18 protein-coding genes and 1 other RNA gene are annotated in these 17,182 nt (G+C 51.8%); 14 read left to right on the plus strand and 5 right to left on the minus strand.

Annotated elements, in window-relative coordinates; genetic code table 11:
* Positions 1 to 126 precede the first annotated feature (126 nt).
* The 9 genes from exuR (at position 127) to GW591_RS14655 (ending at position 5,791) form a co-directional block, all read left to right on the plus strand.
* On the plus strand, positions 127 to 903 hold the full coding sequence (exuR, locus tag GW591_RS14615; RefSeq protein WP_013577204.1) for a transcriptional regulator ExuR: 777 nt from the start codon (positions 127 to 129) through the stop codon (positions 901 to 903).
* Positions 904 to 1,286: 383 nt separating this feature from the next.
* Complete coding sequence (locus tag GW591_RS14620; protein ID WP_013577205.1) at positions 1,287 to 1,967, plus strand: DedA family protein; 681 nt, start codon at positions 1,287 to 1,289, stop codon at positions 1,965 to 1,967.
* Positions 1,967 to 2,350 carry an EnvZ/OmpR regulon moderator MzrA gene (gene mzrA, locus GW591_RS14625; RefSeq protein WP_166860882.1) on the plus strand — a complete coding sequence of 128 codons (384 nt, stop codon included), beginning with the start codon at positions 1,967 to 1,969 and terminating at the stop codon, positions 2,348 to 2,350. Before GW591_RS14620 ends, mzrA begins: the two co-directional genes overlap by 1 nt.
* Before the next feature lie 132 nt (positions 2,351 to 2,482).
* A complete protein-coding gene (locus tag GW591_RS14630) occupies positions 2,483 to 2,860 on the plus strand; it encodes a DUF1090 domain-containing protein (protein ID WP_015690507.1) in 378 nt (125 codons plus the stop codon).
* A gap of 147 nt (positions 2,861 to 3,007) precedes the next feature.
* Positions 3,008 to 3,310, plus strand: coding sequence for a DUF883 family protein (locus GW591_RS14635; protein WP_013577208.1), 303 nt, complete (start codon positions 3,008 to 3,010; stop codon positions 3,308 to 3,310).
* A gap of 2 nt (positions 3,311 to 3,312) precedes the next feature.
* A complete protein-coding gene (locus GW591_RS14640; protein WP_013577209.1) occupies positions 3,313 to 3,720 on the plus strand; it encodes a phage holin family protein in 408 nt (135 codons plus the stop codon).
* Positions 3,717 to 4,001 (plus strand): YqjK-like family protein, encoded by a 285-nt coding sequence (locus tag GW591_RS14645; protein WP_015690508.1) that lies wholly within the window; start codon positions 3,717 to 3,719, stop codon positions 3,999 to 4,001. Before GW591_RS14640 ends, GW591_RS14645 begins: the two co-directional genes overlap by 4 nt.
* Positions 4,002 to 4,240: 239 nt before the next feature.
* Entirely contained in the window at positions 4,241 to 4,633 is a 393-nt protein-coding gene (locus tag GW591_RS14650) for a DoxX family protein (RefSeq protein WP_013577211.1), read from the plus strand.
* 174 nt (positions 4,634 to 4,807) lie between these two features.
* The gene (locus tag GW591_RS14655; RefSeq protein ID WP_131638404.1) at positions 4,808 to 5,791 is read left to right on the plus strand and encodes a glutathione S-transferase family protein; all 984 of its coding nucleotides are present in this window, start codon (positions 4,808 to 4,810) and stop codon (positions 5,789 to 5,791) included.
* A 41-nt stretch (positions 5,792 to 5,832) separates the two neighbouring features.
* On the opposite strand, the gene GW591_RS14660 is transcribed toward GW591_RS14655, so the two are convergent.
* Entirely contained in the window at positions 5,833 to 6,738 is a 906-nt protein-coding gene (locus GW591_RS14660; RefSeq protein ID WP_013577213.1) for a LysR family transcriptional regulator, read from the minus strand.
* Positions 6,739 to 6,848: 110 nt separating this feature from the next.
* Here GW591_RS14660 and GW591_RS14665 point away from each other — a divergent pair, with 110 nt between their 5' ends.
* Positions 6,849 to 7,553 carry a pirin family protein gene (locus tag GW591_RS14665; RefSeq protein WP_166860884.1) on the plus strand — a complete coding sequence of 235 codons (705 nt, stop codon included), beginning with the start codon at positions 6,849 to 6,851 and terminating at the stop codon, positions 7,551 to 7,553.
* 173 nt (positions 7,554 to 7,726) lie between these two features.
* Here the strand turns inward: GW591_RS14665 and rnpB are convergent.
* Both rnpB and rsmI read right to left on the minus strand, forming a co-directional pair.
* Positions 7,727 to 8,105: RNase P RNA component class A (rnpB, locus tag GW591_RS14670), an RNA gene on the minus strand.
* Positions 8,106 to 8,130: 25 nt separating this feature from the next.
* Positions 8,131 to 9,000, minus strand: a complete 870-nt coding sequence (gene rsmI / locus GW591_RS14675) for a 16S rRNA (cytidine(1402)-2'-O)-methyltransferase (protein ID WP_013577227.1) — start codon at positions 8,998 to 9,000, stop codon at positions 8,131 to 8,133.
* A gap of 61 nt (positions 9,001 to 9,061) precedes the next feature.
* On the opposite strand from rsmI, the gene GW591_RS14680 reads away from it, so the two are divergent.
* The 4 genes from GW591_RS14680 to dolP all read left to right on the plus strand — a co-directional run bounded on the left by GW591_RS14680 (position 9,062) and on the right by dolP (position 12,738).
* The gene (locus GW591_RS14680) at positions 9,062 to 11,098 is read left to right on the plus strand and encodes a penicillin-binding protein activator (RefSeq protein ID WP_166860888.1); all 2,037 of its coding nucleotides are present in this window, start codon (positions 9,062 to 9,064) and stop codon (positions 11,096 to 11,098) included.
* Between the two features lie 65 nt (positions 11,099 to 11,163).
* Positions 11,164 to 11,532, plus strand: coding sequence for a YraN family protein (locus GW591_RS14685; protein WP_013577229.1), 369 nt, complete (start codon positions 11,164 to 11,166; stop codon positions 11,530 to 11,532).
* A gap of 30 nt (positions 11,533 to 11,562) precedes the next feature.
* Positions 11,563 to 12,153 carry a DnaA initiator-associating protein DiaA gene (gene diaA / locus GW591_RS14690; protein ID WP_013577230.1) on the plus strand — a complete coding sequence of 197 codons (591 nt, stop codon included), beginning with the start codon at positions 11,563 to 11,565 and terminating at the stop codon, positions 12,151 to 12,153.
* Between the two features lie 9 nt (positions 12,154 to 12,162).
* Entirely contained in the window at positions 12,163 to 12,738 is a 576-nt protein-coding gene (gene dolP / locus GW591_RS14695; RefSeq protein ID WP_013577231.1) for a division/outer membrane stress-associated lipid-binding lipoprotein, read from the plus strand.
* 79 nt (positions 12,739 to 12,817) lie between these two features.
* On the opposite strand, the gene mtgA is transcribed toward dolP, so the two are convergent.
* Positions 12,818 to 13,540, minus strand: a complete 723-nt coding sequence (gene mtgA, locus GW591_RS14700; protein ID WP_013577232.1) for a monofunctional biosynthetic peptidoglycan transglycosylase — start codon at positions 13,538 to 13,540, stop codon at positions 12,818 to 12,820.
* Positions 13,541 to 14,436: 896 nt separating this feature from the next.
* Positions 14,437 to 16,776: an aerobic respiration two-component sensor histidine kinase ArcB gene (arcB, locus tag GW591_RS14705; protein WP_112198094.1), complete on the minus strand. Its 2,340-nt coding sequence runs from the start codon at positions 16,774 to 16,776 to the stop codon at positions 14,437 to 14,439.
* Positions 16,777 to 17,182: the final 406 nt, after the last annotated feature.

A 17,182-nucleotide genomic window follows, 5' to 3' on the forward strand; every position in this document is an offset into this window, starting at 1 on the left:
TGCCTTTCTGTCCGATGCACGGTGCATCAAACTTTCGTAAAACGTATACTGGCACTTGTATAATAAGTTCACAGGTCTGTCCGACACTCATTTCTTACAGGTTTCACTACTTTAAAGAGCACTCATATGGAATCCACAGACACCAGACGCCTATATCAACAACTGGCTGCCACGCTCAAGGAACGCATCGAAACAGGCTTGTATCCGGTTGGCGAAAAGCTGCCCGCTGAACGTCTGATTTCAGATGAAATGGATGTCAGTCGCACGGTCGTGCGTGAAGCGATTATCATGCTGGAAGTTGAAGGTTATGTGGAAGTCCGTAAAGGGTCGGGAATTCATGTGATGTCAAATCAGCAGCGCCACCTTGTTGTGCCCGATTGTGGCAGCGAGTTTGGCACTGCCGGTCCGTTTGAGCTGTTACAGGCACGTCAGCTGATTGAAAGTAACATCGCTGAATTCGCCGCCACACAAGTCACCAAGCAGGACATCATGCGTCTGATGGAAATTCAGGAGCATGCCCGCCAGGAAGACCGCTTCCGCGATTCAGAATGGGATTTAAAATTCCATGTGCAGGTCGCACAGGCCACGCAAAACAGTGCGCTGGCGACCATCGTTGAGAAGATGTGGAGCCAGCGCTTGCATAACCCTTACTGGCGCAAACTGCATGAGCACATTGATGAGAAGTCCATTGAGAGCTGGTGTGAAGAACACGATCTGATTTTAAAAGCGCTGATCCGCCGTGATCCCCACGCCGCCAAACTGGCAATGTGGCAGCATCTGGAAAACACCAAACAAATGCTTTTCCGCGCGACCAGCGATGATTTCGAGTTTAACGTAGACCGTTATCTTTATTCAGAAAACCCGGTAGTTCATCTCGACCCGCCGGTACTCAATTCTAAATAAATTCCCCTTAAGGCAGGTTTATTCTCCCAACCTGCCTTTTTCGTGCCTCTGCTTTGCCCCCGCCAATCCTGTCAGGCACTGTCGAGTAGTGTCAGCCAATGTAAAACCCTTTTCCATAACGTGCTTCAGACTTAAATGATCAGTCTCAACGCGCTATATTTACCTGTCTGAGTTATTGTTATTTTGTTACAGTTAGACCACTTTTTTTACCCGTCCATGCCGAGTGAAACAGGCCCGGAGACGCGTAAATCCCCGAAAAACTCATGACCAGAAAGCCCGCCAGGGAAGAGGCGACCTTATCAGCAAAACAGGCAGCGTCGAGACAAATTCTCCGCTGATGTCTTTCGCTGACCCACTGAAAATGATGGAGTTTTACAACACCGATGGAAATTATCAGTTCGCTTATCGATGCCCTCTGGCAACAAGATTATAAAACCCTGGCTAATCCCCAATTAGTCTGGGCGTTGTATCTGATTTTATTCATGATTATTTTTCTGGAAAACGGTTTGTTGCCTGCGGCTTTTTTGCCGGGCGACAGCCTGCTGATCCTTGTTGGCGTTTTGATCGCCAAAGATGCCATGAATTTCCCTTTAACCATTTTCCTGCTGACCACCGCAGCCAGCCTCGGTTGCTGGCTGAGTTACGCCCAGGGAAAATGGCTGGGCAACACCCGGATAGTACAAAGCTGGCTGGCGCATTTACCCGTGCATTATCATGAACGTGCACACGCGCTTTTCCATAAGCACGGTCTTTCCGCCTTGTTAGTCGGCCGTTTTCTGGCCTTTGTCCGCACCCTGCTGCCAACAATTGCCGGACTTTCAGGCCTGAACAATAGCCGTTTCCAGTTTTTCAACTGGGTGAGCGGATTGTTGTGGATCCTGATCCTGACCTCGCTGGGGTATTTTCTCGGTAAAACCCCGCTGTTCCTGAAATATGAAGATCAGGTGATGAACTGCCTGATGCTGCTCCCTGTTTTGCTGCTGGTCGGCGGCCTGATCGGTTCGATTGTCGTGCTGTGGCGCAAAAAACACGCTGACCGTCAAAATAAAGGCAAGAACGCATAATGAACCGAAGATTACTCAAACGTTCATTTATCTGGCCTCTGCTGCTCATGCTGCTGGCGGCGGCGACTATGATCGGGCTGGCGGTATCACGTCTTCCGGCACCGACCAGTGCGCTGCAAATCCGTCCTGCCAGAGCGGGCGTCGCCTTACCCGATGGTTTTTATGTCTATCAGGGGCTGAGCCAGCGCGGTATTCACATCAAAAGCATTACGCCGCTCAATGATGCTTTGGTGGTACAACTCGACACCGCCTCACAACGCAAACTGGCGGAGACCGTATTGCAGGACATTTTGCCTGCCGGATTCGTTATCCAGTACTACGAACCTCAACATGCTACGACCTGGGGGGCGAAACTGGATCGTGAGCGTCTTAAGTTCGGATAAGACCATGCGCAGGATTTGTCTCATATCACCACATATTCAGCGGTAATATAATTTAGACGCTAGCATTCATAAAACTCATCAACAAATGGAATTAAGTGCACATTCGCTTAAACGTCAAAAGGAAAACCGATGATGAAAATCACTTTATCTGCCCTCACTCTTGTTCCTGCATTGCTGTTTACCACTGCCGCTTTTGCCGCACCTCAGCCGGAAAGTTGCGTGACTAAGCAACAGGAAATCCAGAAACAGATCGACGAAGCGCGGGCGCATAAAAACCAGAACCGCGTTGACGGTCTGGAGAAAGCGTTACGTGAAAATAAAGCGCACTGTACCGATGCAGGTCTGAAAGCAGAAAATCAGAAACGTGTTGAAGAGAAACGTGAAAAAGTTGCCGAACGTGAGCAAGAGTTGAAAGAGGTTCAGGCTAAAGGCGACCACGAAAAAATCATCAAGAAACAGCAAAAACTGGAAGAAGCGAAGTCTGAACTGAAAGAGGCTGAAGGCCATTAATCGCTTTTCAGACTGACAGATTTTGCCTCACGCCATAGCGGGTTTACAGCGATCTTGCCTTTTGAAACAGACAATTCGCATTTGCGATAACCCGAATATCCGCTATGTTAAAAGTTCGAATCAGTTAACGTATGGAGTGACTTACACATGGCTAGTAATACATCAGAACAACTGCGCGCTGAACTCAAGTCATTGGCGGATACTCTGGAAGAAGTTCTCCAGACCTCTACCGATAAGCCGAAAGCTGAACTCGATAAACTGCGTGGTAAAGCAGAATCTCTGCTCAAAGATACCCGCGAGCGTCTGAGTGATACAGGTGACAAGATTGCCTATCAGACCAAAGAAATCGCCGGTAAAGCTGACGATTACGTGCATGAAAAACCCTGGACGGGCGTCGGTATTGGTGCCGCGGTCGGTGTTGTGATTGGCGTTCTGTTAGCCCGCCGCTGATTATGGCTGAATCGATCAAACCTTCGCCACAAGGGCCGGGTAAGGGCCTGTTTGACATCGTGTCCCGCATTGCCACTGTGGTGGTGAGTATTGTGGAAACGCGTGTCCGGCTGGCTGTGGTTGAGCTGGAAGAGGAAAAGGCCAATATTTTCCAATTACTGCTTATGGCCGGTATTACCCTGATCTTTACTGCCTTTGGTCTTATGAGTTTGCTGGTTGTTTTATTCTGGGCCATTGACCCGGCCTATCGTCTTACGGCGATAGCAACAACGACCGGCGTGTTGCTGCTTCTGGCAGTGATCCTTGGCGCGATGACACTGGCGAAAGCCAAACGATCAACACTGCTTAGCCTCACCCGTAAGCAACTGGACGTCGATCGCGCTCTGCTGGAAAAGGATGACGAGCTATGAGCATTCCGAACCGTGCTATCGAAAAAGTCAGGTTGCTGCGCAAAATTGAGCGTCAGCGCGGCGAGCTTTCTCAGGCCGGTTCTGACTGGCTGGATGCCACCGCGAAAGTGGATCACTACTGGATAAAACTGGTGGATATGCGTAAATATCTGGTCGTAGGCTCAAGCCTGCTGGCTGTTTACGGTATCCGTCATCCCAGTGCAGTGGTTCGCTGGTCCCGGCGCGCTTTCGGTATCTGGGGAACGGTACGTCTGTTTCGCAAGACCATCGGCAACAAATAGCGTGATACCCATCCTGCAAAAAGGGCTGATTGAAAACAATCAGCCCTTTTCTTTTTGAATAACAATACGGTGGCTGTTCAATTTATTTGAACCATTCAGACAGATTTACTTGCTAACATAACTTATTCATCCGACTTATTATCTCGTCATCAACTGATGCGGTAACGGCAGGAAATATTTTCCGACCGGACCGGTAACACTTTTAGCTCAATTTGGGCGCACCACTTTCGGAGTCGAAGATGAACAAGTTACACGACACAGCTTTACTGGTTGCACGTATTCTGATGCCTATTCTGTTTATTGTTGCAGGTTGGGGCAAAATTAACGGTTACACCGCGACTGCGGGTTACATGGCTTCCATGGGCGTGCCAAGCTTCTTCCTGCCACTGACTATCTTGTTAGAGTTTGGCGGCGGTCTGGCAATCTTGTTCGGCTTCTTTACCCGTACCACCGCGCTGATCACCGCCATCTTCACTATCCTGACGGCGCTGATCTTCCACACTGATTTTGCACAGGGCGTGAACCAGATGATGTTCATGAAAAACCTGTCTATCGCGGGTGGATTCTTCGTCCTGTTTGCTTCCGGCCCTGGCGCATTCAGCATCGACCGCCTGATCAAGAAAAACTGGTAATTGCCCCGGCACCAGGGAGCAGCAACCACGCTATAATTAAATAAGACAATAAGTCAGACCTGCAGGGCGATGTGATTTATCACCTCGCCCTTTTTTATTACTTATCTGTAAATCTCCCCTAAATCATTCGGGTTGCATCAAGGCGGCTCGGAGGATGAGGGGGAAGGAGGAAAAATGGGACAACTAGTGAATGGCGTTTGGCAGGACACCTGGTACGACACCAAGTCGACCGGCGGTCATTTCAAACGTTCAGCAGCGCAGTTTCGTAACTGGATAACGCCTGATGGGACGCCGGGCGAACACGGCGTTGGCGGCTTTACCGCAGAACGCGACCGTTATCATCTGTATGTTTCGCTGGCCTGCCCGTGGGCGCACCGCACCTTACTGATGCGTACGCTGAAAGGGCTGGAAGACATTATCCCGGTGTCTGTCGTGCACCCGCTGATGCTGGAACACGGCTGGACGTTCGGCACCGATTTCCCGGCCGCGACCGGTGATGATTTGTATCATCTGAATTACGCCTATGAAATCTATCTGCGCGCGCAGAACGATTACACCGGCCGCGTCACCGTGCCAATCCTGTGGGATAAAAAGCAGCAGACCATCGTCAGCAATGAATCCGCCGATATCATCCGCATGTTCAACAGCGCGTTTGATGCCGTGGGTGCCAAAGCCGGGGATTATTATCCCGAGGCGTTGCGTTCAGAGATTGATGAGATTAATGAGTGGGTGTATCCGCAAATCAATAATGGGGTGTATAAGGCGGGTTTTGCGACATCTCAGGAAGCCTACGATGAAGCGGTTGACGGTGTTTTTGCGGCACTGGAACGTGCCGAGGAATTACTGGGCAAACATCGCTATCTGACCGGCAATCAGCTGACCGAGGCGGATCTGCGTTTGTGGACCACGCTGGTGCGTTTTGATCCCGTCTATGTCACACACTTTAAATGCGATCGCTACCGCATCAGCGACTACCCGAATCTGTACGGTTTCCTGCGCGATATCTACCAGATGCCGGGGATTCGCGACACGGTGAATTTCGCGCACATCCGTAATCACTATTTCCGCAGCCACGCGACCATCAATCCTTACGGGATTATTTCCACCGGACCGGCGCAGGATTTAGACTCTGAGCACGGCCGCGATAGCCGTTTTTGATTTCGTTCGGCTCCTTCCCCTTTCACACGGGGAAGGACACATTACTTCACGTCCCGCGTAGCCAGCAGCTTAGGGATTTCACGCAGGAACCAGGCTTTTGCCTCGCCCATGCTGTCGCGGCGCCACGCCATAATAATGTCGATTTCACGGTTATATTCCGCGCTCACCACCCGCAATCGCCCTTCCTCGATATCTTTCTCGACCATCGGATAAGGCATCGTCGCCACGCCCAATCCCGCCAGCAAGGCTTTACGCTTCTCTTCGATGGTACTGACCGTCAGACGCTGCTGTTTATCCAGCAACTGAACGGTTAATACCGGACGCTCACGGGCGGTATCCGCCACGGCAATCCCGCGGTATTTAACCCGGCTAACGTCAGACAGCGGCTCCGCTTCAAGATGGATCGGGTGATCCGGCGCGGCCACGTATATGCTGGCCAGCTTATACAGCTTGCGGCTGTTAATTTCGGTGGAAGAGCGGAAATGCATATCCGGCGCGATCACAATATCCGCCCGGCCTTGCTCGAGACGTTCCCACGCACCGGCCAGCACTTCGGTTAACAGGGACACCTGCGTATTGGCTTTCAGCGCCAGCTTTTCAATCAGCGGGAACAACTGCGCAGCGGGCGATAACGCTTCACACACGATGGTGATGTGCGTTTCCCAACCGCGGGCCAGTGCTTCGGCATCCACTGTCAGTTTATCTGCGGCTTCCAGCAATACTCGTCCACGTTCGAGCAACATCCGGCCAACATTGGTGAATTTTGTCCGATGACCTGAACGGTCAAATAACACCACATCCAGCTCTTCTTCAAGTTTCTGCATGGTGTAGCTCAATGCCGACGGGACGCGGCCCAGCTCATCGGCGGCAGCGGCGAAACTCCCCCTGCGGTCAATCGCATCCATGACCCGTAATGCTTCCAGTGTGAGTGCGCGATCCTTAGCCATTCTCTTCTCTTTCAGGAAATTTGAATATAGCGACCAGATTAACTGGCTAACAATCACACGTCCAGACGCTTACCATTTATACATCGAAATTTTTAAGAGAGGCGACCGCCATGATTACCAGCAGAACGGCAAAAGAGTGCGGTAGCGCTGACTTTGGCTGGCTCCAGGCACGGTATACATTTTCCTTCGGCCATTACTTTGATCCCAAGCTGATGGGCTACGCTTCCCTGCGCGTCCTGAATCAGGAAGTGCTGTCACCCGGCGCCAGTTTCCAGCCGCGCACGTATCCGCGCGTGGATGTGCTGAATCTGGTGTTGCAGGGTTCGGCGGAATACCGCGACAGCGAAGGCAACAGCATGCAGGTCAGCGCCGGTGAAGCAGCGTTGCTGTCGACGCAGGCGAATGTCAGTTACAGCGAACTGAACACCAGCACCACCCAGCCACTGACGCGAATGCAACTGTGGCTGGATGCCTGTCCTGAACACGAGAATCCGTTAACGCAGAAAATGGTACTGCCGGAGGCGACGCATTTCCTGCTGGCCTCACCAGACGGGGAAAAGGGCAGCCTGCAACTGCGGCAAAACGTGTGGATCCATCAACTGACACTGGCGGCGGGTGAAGCAATAACATTGCCGGTTCGTGGACCACGCGCCTATTTGCAATCAATTCACGGGCAGATTAATGCACAGGGCGCGGTCACCCACGAATCACAAAAACTGGCCTGCGGTGACGGTGCATTTATCCATCAGGAAAACAGCCTGACCGTTTCTGCCAGCACGCCATTACGGGCGCTGCTGATTGATATGCCGGTGTAGAACGTCCACTAAATCATGCAAATTGCAGGAAGGCGGCGAACGCATGAATCCCGATGAGCTTACTGAAGTAAGCGATTCGGGTGAGTAAGAGCAGCCAACGCGTCGGCAGTTTGAATGGTGACGGGGAAAAGGCGAAAGCCCGCGTAGTTAACACTACGCGGGCTTTCTGTTGACGAGGGAGTTGACCGTTAAGCCGGGTTCTGTCGTGGACAGTCATTCGTCTAGGCCAGCAATCGCTCACTGGCTCAAGCAGCCTACCCGGGTTCAGTACGGGCCGTACCATGTGAACCCCTATTTGGCCTTGCTCCGGGTGGAGTTTACCTTGCCACGAACTGTTGCCAGCCGCGCGGTGCGCTCTTACCGCACCCTTTCACCCTTACCTGATCCCGCTTGCGCGGGCCATCGGCGGTTTGCTCTCTGTTGCACTTGTCGTAAGCTCGCGCTTCCCAGGCGTTACCTGGCACCCTGCCCTATGGAGCCCGGACTTTCCTCCCCTCCTTCTGTCTCCCCCGAAAGGGACGGCAAAGAAGCGGCGACTGTCTGGTCAACTCCGCGGCGGATAATAGGGTATTACGCCCTATTTGTCACCCTCTTGCTCATCAAGCGCGTATTTATACAACGCATTCTTCTTCACACCGTGGATTTCGGCGGCCAGCGCGGCCGCTTTTTTGAGCGGCAGTTCTTTTTGCAGCAATGCCAGTGTGCGCAGGGCTTCCGCCGGTAAGGCTTCGGTATCGACCTTATGGCCTTCAACGATCAGCACCATTTCACCGCGCCGGCGCGTTTCGACTTCCTGCACCCATGCCAGCAGTTCACCCACCGGCGCACCGTGAATATTTTCCCAGGTTTTGGTCAGTTCACGCGCCAGTACGACATAACGATCTGGCCCCCAGACTTCGACCATATCCTGCAAACTGTCCAACAGGCGGTGCGTGGATTCATAGAAAATCAGCGTACGGGGTTCTTCAATCAATGCCTGCAACGTATCTTTACGGGATTTGGTTTTGGCGGGCAGAAACCCTTCGTAACAGAAACGATCAGAGGGCAAACCGGCGGCACAAAGCGCGGTGATCGCCGCACAGGCACCGGGTAACGGCACCACGCGGATACCGGCTTCACGGCAGCGACGCACAAGGTGATAGCCAGGATCATTGATCAGCGGCGTACCGGCATCCGAGACCAGCGCTATCGTCTGGCCTGCCTGCAATTTCGCCAGTAAATGCTCAGCTTTCTGCTGTTCATTATGATCATGCAGCGGATACATTTTTGCCGTGATCGCGAAATGTTGCAGCAGCAATCCGGTATGGCGGGTATCTTCTGCAGCAATCAAATCTACACTGTTCAGTACGGCCAGCGCGCGTTGGGTAATATCCCCTAAATTGCCAATTGGCGTCGGTACGATATACAGCGTTGAGGCAGAAATATCTGCTTGATCGTCTTGATTCATTGTTTCATCCGGATTGCCGATTTAATATTGAGCATCTTAAAAAAACATCACTGGAAACTGAATGCCTTCCTCAATGACCTTTCGTACCCGTTCGGGACGTTTACTCCCTGCCATCATCGTGGCCATGCTTCTTGCCAGCTGTTCAGGTCAGGCGCCGCAGGCACCGACAGAAAGTGTCCAGGGTGCAGCGTCCGGCAGCTCTGACTATTATTTGCAGCAGGCGCAGCAAAGCGGTGATGATAACAAGGCTGACTGGCAATTGCTTGCAGTGCGTGCCCTGATACGCGAAGGCAAAGCGCCTCAGGCGGCGGAACAGCTGGCTAAAGTGCCGCAAAATCTGACGGCTGCCCAAACCGTCGAACAGCAACTGACCAGTGCAGAAGTGCAGGTTGCGCTGAAAAATTATCCGGCAGCAGCCACCAGTCTGAGCCAGTTGGATCCCCACGATCTGACCAACGATCAGAAAGCCCGTTATTATCAGGCGCAAATCGATGCCAGTCAGGGGCGCACCAGCCTTGGCGTGATCCGCGCCTATATCGCGCAGGAGCCGCTGGTACAAGGTCAGCCGCATCAGGACAACATTGACCGCACCTGGATGGCGCTGACGCAGATGTCCGCACAGGACGTCAACAGCATCGTGATCAATGCGGATGAAAATACGCTGCAGGGATGGCTGGATTTACTCAGCGTCTGGCAAAGCAACAAGCAGGATCCTGATTTACTGAAAGCCGGGATTAAAGACTGGCAGCGCCGTTATCCGGTGAATCCGGCAGCGAAAAGCCTGCCGACTCAGCTCAATAATGTGCTGACTTTCCAGCCTGCTTCAACCGGCAAAATTGCGCTGTTTCTGCCAATGAGCGGCCCGGCACAGGTTTACGGGAATGCCATTCAGCAGGGTTTTAATGCGGCAATGAGCGGTCAGGTCAGCCAGCCAGCGGCACAAACGGCACCGACCGATCCAAACGCACAATCTCAGACGCCGGCAGACCCGAACGCAGCCGTCAGTACATCTGCACCGGACGCCAACGCGCAAAATACCGCGTCTCAAACCGATCCTTCCCAGGCTCAGCCTGCCGCAACCCCAGCCGCTGCGCCCGTGGCCAGCAGCAACGGGCAGGTGAAAGTGTATGATACCAATGGTCAGCCTCTGGCCGCGCTTCTGACGCAGGCTCAGCAGGATGGCGCAACGCTGGTTGTCGGCCCGCTGCTGAAAGATCAGGTGAACGCACTCGCTTCTGACCAGACGCCTCTGAATGTTTTAGCGCTCAATCAGCCAGAAACTGAGAAAAACAGCCCGAATATCTGTTACTTTGCGCTCTCGCCGGAAGACGAGGCACAGGATGCTGCGCGCCACATGTGGTCTGAGCAGAAACGTATGCCGCTGTTACTGGTGCCGCGTGGCAGCTTCGGCGACCGTATCGCGCAGGCTTTTGCTAACGAATGGCAGAAACTGGGCGGGCAAACCGTACTGAAACAAGGTCTCGGTTCCGCCGGTGAATTGCGTTCTTCTATTGGCAGCGGTATCCGCCTGACCGGTACGCCGGTCACCACCAGTGATGCAGCCGCGCCAGCACAAGCGCAGGGTGTCACAATTGGTGGCATTACCATCCCGGCGCCGCCGACAGATGCACAGATTACGCAAGGCAGTACCAGTGGCGCAGTGGATTCCGTCTACGTTGTTGCGACACAAAGTGAACTGACGCTGATTAAACCGATGCTGGATCTGGCCGTGAATGGCCGCGTGCATCCTTCAGTGTACGCCAGTTCACGCAGCTATCAGGCAGGTGCCGGTCCGGATTACCGTCTCGAAATGGAAGGCGTGCAGTTTAGCGATATCCCCTTACTGGCAGGCGGTAACCCTGCGCTGATGCAGCAGGCAGCCGCGAAGTTTGGTAACGACTATTCGCTGGTCCGTCTCTATGCGATGGGGATCGATGCCTGGAATCTGGCAAATCATTTCTCCCAGATGCGCACATTGCCTGGCTTCCAGGTTTCCGGCAGCACCGGAGAATTGAGCGCCAATAGCAATTGCGTGATCCACCGTAAATTGCCATGGCTGCAATACCGTCAGGGTTCGCTGGTGCCAGTTTCTTCTTAAGAGAAAACTGAAACAGCTCAACAGAGATCGGAATTCTCAGCCATTACAGGTACAAGGACGTACTGATGAAGTCTTTTTTGTCAAAAACGCGGGCGTGCGGCGATAAATACGAAGCATTTGCACGACGCTATCTCGAAAAAGCCGGGTTAACCTTCGTGGCGGCCAATGTGGCCTGCCGTGCCGGTGAAATTGACATGATCATGCGTGACCAGCAAACCTGGGTGTTTGTTGAAGTCCGTTACCGGCGCAACGCCAGTTTTGGTGGTGCGGCGGCCAGCGTGACGATTCAAAAACAGCAGCGCCTGTTACGCGCTGCCTCTTTCTGGCTTGCAGGAAAGAACGCAAGCTTTGACACATCATCTTGCCGTTTTGATGTTTTTGCCATCACCGGCAGCCAGATAGAATGGCTGCGTGATGCCTTCAATGCGGAATAAATATTACGACGACTGACTGGACGAAAACCCGTGCTGGATAGAATCAAAGTCTGCTTTACAGAAAGTATCCAAACTCAGATTGCGGCGGCAGAAGCCTTGCCTGACGCGATTTCCCGCGCCGCGATGACGCTGGTGCAATCGCTGCTTAACGGCAATAAAATTCTGTGCTGCGGCAATGGCACCTCTGCGGCAAATGCGCAGCATTTTTCCGCCAGTCTGATTAATCGTTTTGAAACTGAACGTCCTAGCCTTCCTGCAATCTCATTATGTGCAGATAACATTGTGCTCACTGCGATTGCCAACGATCGACTGCATGAAGAAATTTATGCTAAACAGGTGCGCGCCTTAGGTCAGGCGGGTGATGTTCTGCTGGCCATTTCTACCCGCGGCAACAGCCGTGATATTGTCAAAGCCGTTGAAGCAGCGGTAACCCGTGATATGACCATTGTCGCATTAACAGGTTATGACGGCGGCGAGCTGGCGGGTTTACTGGGGCCTCATGATGTTGAGATCCGTATTCCCTCTCATCGCAGCGCCCGCATTCAGGAAATGCATATGCTCACAGTTAACTGTCTCTGTGACCTGATAGATAACACGCTGTTCCCACACCAGGACGATTAAGGAGATCCCATGAAGGCGAGTCCTCTCTTTGCTGTATTGTTAAGCGCCCTTCTGCTACAAGGCTGTGTCGCCGCTGCGGTAGTTGGTGCGGCTGGCGTCGCAACAAAAACAACGACTGACCCACGTACGGTCGGCACTCAGGTTGATGACAGCACGCTGGAAGCCCGTGTCTCTAATGCGGTGAGTAAAGATAAACAACTGAAAGACGAAGCCCGCATCGTGGCGACTGCGTATCAGGGTAAAGTCCTGTTAACCGGTCAGGCGCCGACGGCGGATATGGCTTCTCGCGCAAAACAAATTGCGATGGGTGTTGAAGGCGCAACGGAAGTGTACAACGAAATCCGTACCGGTAAGCCGGTCAGCATGGGCACAGCGTCAATGGATACGTGGATCACCACCAAAGTCCGTTCTCAGTTGCTGACCAGTGATTCGGTTAAATCATCTAACGTCAAAGTCACCACCGAAAACGGCGAAGTGTTCCTGCTGGGTCTGGTGACGCAGGAAGAAGGTAAGTCAGCGGCTGGGATAGCGGCTGGCGTGAGCGGCGTTAAACACGTCACCACGGCCTTTACTTACGTTAAATAGCTACGTGAAATAATTCAGTACGTTATAACCAAAAAGGACAGCTCAGGCTGTCCTTTTTTTAATGTAAACATCATCCGCTCTAATGCAGTTTATGCTCTTGCAGGAAAGACTCACCACCGAGCTGGCTCATCTGACGCAGGATCCATTGCTGACGGCGTATGACATACGCAGAAGGCGCATTCACCTTAAACAGATGCGGATTCGGCAACACCGCCGCCAGTAACGCGGCCTGAGACGCAGTCAGGCGGCTGGCCGGTTTATGGAAGAAATGCTGCGCAGCCTGCTCGACGCCAAAGACGCCATCACCAAACTCCGCGATATTCAGGTACACCGTCAGAATGCGACGTTTTGTCCATACGGTTTCAATACCCACGGTCAGCCCGGCCTCAAGCCCTTTACGCACCCAACTGCGCCCATCCCACAGAAACAGGTTTTTAGCGGTTTGCTGGGATAATGTCGAAGCACCACGCATTTTTCCGCCGTCTTTATCCAGCACCGACTGAATAGCATCGACATCAAATCCCCAATGAGTCGGGAATTTCTGATCTTCCGCCGCCATCACCGCGAGCGCCATTGGTGAGGAAATCTCACTCATTGGCACCCAGTCCGAATGTGCAACATAACCAAAATCACCGGTCAGCCACGCGGAAATCTGGCGCTCCACCATCACGGCAGAAAAAGGCACGGGTAAAAAAGAAAAAAGAAGAATGCCCGCTACCCATAAGCAGAGTAACAGTATCACTGCGCGTTTTAGCCATAACAGCGGCGTACGCAACAGGCCTTTTCGAGTAATTTTATTCATTTGGCGCTTTCCACAACACATCCGACCATCTAATCAATCTCAATAATAACCTGCAAGATCAGGCTAGCGAAATGCTGCACAATATTGCTAACAATTGAGCAATAACAATGAAACTTTTGCTTACATTCAGAACGAAAAATTCCGATTAAACCACTACCATCAAGGAGTTCCGTCAAACAGTCAGGAACTCTTGCTTTTTTCACTGCGACTGATTTTTAAGCAAAAAAGTAAAATTTTTGTAAACTAATCAACAAAAGATACGTAAGATTAATTTATGATTCCGATCAGTGAAAGTGAATAAATTCTCATCAATTATTCCGTAATGCGTTAACGCACTAAGTCAAATACAACACCTGTGATACCTAAAAAATCAGCAGGGTGTGCACCTTTTTATCAGATAAAAAACGCATAAACCTAAGTGAAATTTTTTCATTTAAAATAAATTTCAGATCTCTTTTGGCTCCGGAGAGATCATTTCGCTGAAATTCACACTTAAACCATATATTACAACAAGTTGGCATAAATTTTTCAATTTATAGAACCGGTTTCATAGACGGGCATGTCGCAAATTCACCTGCAAAACCGCCTGCTATTGTTCACTTCCATAAGCAAAATTGCATGTCGCCAATACAACATCAACATGCTTCATTTGTATTCTGTCAAAAATCCTGCGATAAAGACTTGATGTTTTGTATAGACAAAGACTAATCTACATCACAGTTTTTAATGAATGTTGTAACAGTTCTGCTTATATTTGTTATGTTGATTGCTACAGGATGTATTAGACTTTAAACCTGAATTCCAAGACCTGCGAAAACCGAACCCTAAAAACTATCGTGGGTTACCTCTTTCCCTGGTGTTGGCGCAGTATTCGCGCACCCCGGCCTCGGCCGGGGTTATTTTTTTTCAGCGTTTGCCGTCCAGTCACGTAATACTTTGATGTCATTGCGCCATTCGGCCTTCAGCTCATCAATCCATTCCTGAACGTTATCCCACCAGGCTGGCAATGTCGGCGTCTGAATTTGTTGTGCCAGTTGCTGTAAATGTTTCAGGCCAACAGAACCCGCCGCGCCTTTGATTTTGTGGCCTTCCTCGGCAATCCCTTTTTGATCGCGTGCCGTCATGTTGGAATCAAGCACAGCCAGATAGCCCGGCATCATTTTTTCAAACATATCCGCACTCTGATAAATCAGTTTCGCCCCAACCAGGTCGATGTACTGCTCAAGCATGGCGGTATCAAGCAACGATTCGCTGTCTTTCATCACTACGGGTTCCTTTTCCACTACGGAAACGTCAGGCTGATGATCCCAGAACTGCTGAATCATCGCGGTCAGCGCGGAAACAGACAGCGGCTTGCTCAGCACGTCATCCATTCCCGCATCGAGATACTCTTTTTTGTCTTTCAGCACGTTTGCTGTCAGGGCAATCAGTGGCGGCAGACGTTGTCCGGCGTAATCGGTGCGCAGCTTGCGGGCAATATCCAGCCCTGTCATGTCAGGCAACTGGATATCCAGCAGTACCAGATCGAATTCGTCAGGATCGAACATCTCCAGCGCATCATGGCCATTCATCGCCACTTCCACGCTGTTACCTAACTTCTCCAGCACTGAACGCGCCACAATGACGTTCAGCTCAATGTCTTCGACCAGCAGCACGTGCAGCGCCGGTAAGGGCATGTCTTCTTCGTCACTGGCCAGGTCAGCCGGTGAATCCAGCGTTGGTGCGCGTACGACGAGCGTAAAGCAGGAACCCTGACCCGGCACGCTGCTGACGGTGATATCGCCGCCCATTGCCTGCGCCAGACGTTTTGACACCGCCAGCCCAATCCCTGTGCCGGTCGCCGGTTTACCGCCGTTCTGATCTTTCACCTGATAATACATGGCGAAGATTTTGTCCTGCTCATCCTGCGGGATCCCCAGACCGGAATCGCGCACGACAAATCGCAGCATATCGTTCGGTTCATAATGCACGCTCAGCACAATCTCACCTTCGCGGGTGAATTTGACGGCGTTGCCGATCAGATTCCACAGAATCTGGCGCAGACGCGTGCCGTCCGTCGTAATACTGCGCGGCAACGGCAGGTCAGGCTCCATGATAAATTTCAGCCCTTTCGGCTGGGCCAGCAGTCCGGAGAGATTTTCCAGATCGGAGAGGAATTCGGTGAAATCAACCGGCTGGTTATCAAGCTGCACTTTGCGGCGCTCAATTTTGTCCATTTCAATAATATCGTTGAAGATATTGCCGAGGGTGATCGCGCTGACATGAATGGTTTTCAGGTAGCTGTGCTGTTCTTTGTCCAGCTCGGTGTCGAGCAAAATGCGGCTCAGCCCGACGATGCCGTTAAGCGGCGTACGCAGCTCGTGGCTGATCGTTGAGATAAAAGTGGTCTTCTCACGGCTGGCGTTCTCTAACGCGTCCTGATAGCGCTTACGCTCGGTAATATCGCGTCCGAAGCCCATCAGCCCGTGTCGCTTACCGATACGGTCATAAAACGGCACTTTACGCAATTCGAAGCAGGCTTTGCGCCCGTCCGGATAGACCAGCCATTGTTCGTAGGTCAGGGAAACGTTGTGACGGAAAACCTTCTCGTCGGTTTCGACCACTTTCTCGGCGATATCCGGAGTATAAACGTCGTTGGGAGTCAGGCCGATCAGTTGCTTTTCACTTTTGCCGGTCAGCAGTTCCATCGCCCGGTTACAGCCGGAGAATTCTTTGTCTTCGTTGCGGTAATACACCAGGTCCGGCGAGGCATCGAGGAAAGAGCGTAATAATGCAGATTGCTGGCTCAGTTCGATCTGCGCCTGTTCGCGGTGCTGCATTTCGAGTTTCAGCTTATCGACCACTGCCAGACGCGCTTCTTCCGCTTTCACACGGTCGGCGATTTCCTGATTCAGTTGGGTGATGTTGTCTTTGAGTTGCTGATTCAGTTCGAGGTCGCGGTGGCGCATTTCTTCCAGTTTATCGACCAGACGCGCTAAACGCTGACGCGACTCTTCAAGTTGTTCAACCACCACCGACAGGAAGTAAACCGCCCAGGGCGTGATCAGCAAACCAAAGAAGATGGAACGAACGACGTCGATACTCTCAACCTGCCCGCGCAGGAGCATCGTGACCGCCATCTGGACAATCATTGCCAGTACCACCAGCGCAGACGCCAGCAACAGTGAGAATCTCACCAGCCCCAGCTTGACCATCAGATCGACATAATACTGCGCTAAAACCCGGATTTGCTTCATAACGTTTCCCTTAAAACGAAGTCGTCTGAATCATACCGCAAAACCTCACCGGCGTGATGGCAGGGGATAAATTGAGCGTGAAGTTTGTGAGATGCACCTTGCAGGGGCTTGTCATGGTGCAATGCAGGAAATAAGGGCAGAGTTATTGACTATTATCTGCGGTGATATTATTAATATCGGCCGGCTTTTATCAGGCTGCACGCGTTGCCAACTGCCGTCCAGCTAACATTTTTTCCTTTTATCCTCCGAATATTTTCTCTCCCGGTGCGTTTCGCACAGGCATAACTATTCATTATTACTGCAAATAAAGTCATTCGTGGCAGTATGAATAATTCTTATTACAAACACCGGACTAACACATTATTACTGTCAGGTTAAAAACAGTGACAAACCGCATGGGTACAGT

Origin of the sequence: Rahnella aceris (genome assembly GCF_011684115.1) — a bacterium.
In the GTDB taxonomy this organism is placed as follows: Bacteria; Pseudomonadota; Gammaproteobacteria; order Enterobacterales; family Enterobacteriaceae; genus Rahnella; species Rahnella aceris.

Bases quoted from the DNA above. Each gene is read 5' to 3' on its own strand.
- exuR (WP_013577204.1), top strand. From the start codon at position 127: ATGGAATCCACAGACACCAGACGCCTATATCAACAACTGGCTGCCACG.
- GW591_RS14620 (WP_013577205.1), top strand. From the start codon at position 1,287: ATGGAAATTATCAGTTCGCTTATCGATGCCCTCTGGCAACAAGATTAT.
- mzrA (WP_166860882.1), top strand. From the start codon at position 1,967: ATGAACCGAAGATTACTCAAACGTTCATTTATCTGGCCTCTGCTGCTC.
- GW591_RS14630 (WP_015690507.1), top strand. From the start codon at position 2,483: ATGAAAATCACTTTATCTGCCCTCACTCTTGTTCCTGCATTGCTGTTT.
- GW591_RS14635 (WP_013577208.1), top strand. From the start codon at position 3,008: ATGGCTAGTAATACATCAGAACAACTGCGCGCTGAACTCAAGTCATTG.
- GW591_RS14640 (WP_013577209.1), top strand. From the start codon at position 3,313: ATGGCTGAATCGATCAAACCTTCGCCACAAGGGCCGGGTAAGGGCCTG.
- GW591_RS14645 (WP_015690508.1), top strand. From the start codon at position 3,717: ATGAGCATTCCGAACCGTGCTATCGAAAAAGTCAGGTTGCTGCGCAAA.
- GW591_RS14650 (WP_013577211.1), top strand. From the start codon at position 4,241: ATGAACAAGTTACACGACACAGCTTTACTGGTTGCACGTATTCTGATG.
- GW591_RS14655 (WP_131638404.1), top strand. From the start codon at position 4,808: ATGGGACAACTAGTGAATGGCGTTTGGCAGGACACCTGGTACGACACC.
- GW591_RS14660 (WP_013577213.1), bottom strand. From the start codon at position 6,738: ATGGCTAAGGATCGCGCACTCACACTGGAAGCATTACGGGTCATGGAT.
- GW591_RS14665 (WP_166860884.1), top strand. From the start codon at position 6,849: ATGATTACCAGCAGAACGGCAAAAGAGTGCGGTAGCGCTGACTTTGGC.
- rsmI (WP_013577227.1), bottom strand. From the start codon at position 9,000: ATGAATCAAGACGATCAAGCAGATATTTCTGCCTCAACGCTGTATATC.
- GW591_RS14680 (WP_166860888.1), top strand. From the start codon at position 9,062: ATGCCTTCCTCAATGACCTTTCGTACCCGTTCGGGACGTTTACTCCCT.
- GW591_RS14685 (WP_013577229.1), top strand. From the start codon at position 11,164: ATGAAGTCTTTTTTGTCAAAAACGCGGGCGTGCGGCGATAAATACGAA.
- dolP (WP_013577231.1), top strand. From the start codon at position 12,163: ATGAAGGCGAGTCCTCTCTTTGCTGTATTGTTAAGCGCCCTTCTGCTA.
- mtgA (WP_013577232.1), bottom strand. From the start codon at position 13,540: ATGAATAAAATTACTCGAAAAGGCCTGTTGCGTACGCCGCTGTTATGG.
- arcB (WP_112198094.1), bottom strand. From the start codon at position 16,776: ATGAAGCAAATCCGGGTTTTAGCGCAGTATTATGTCGATCTGATGGTC.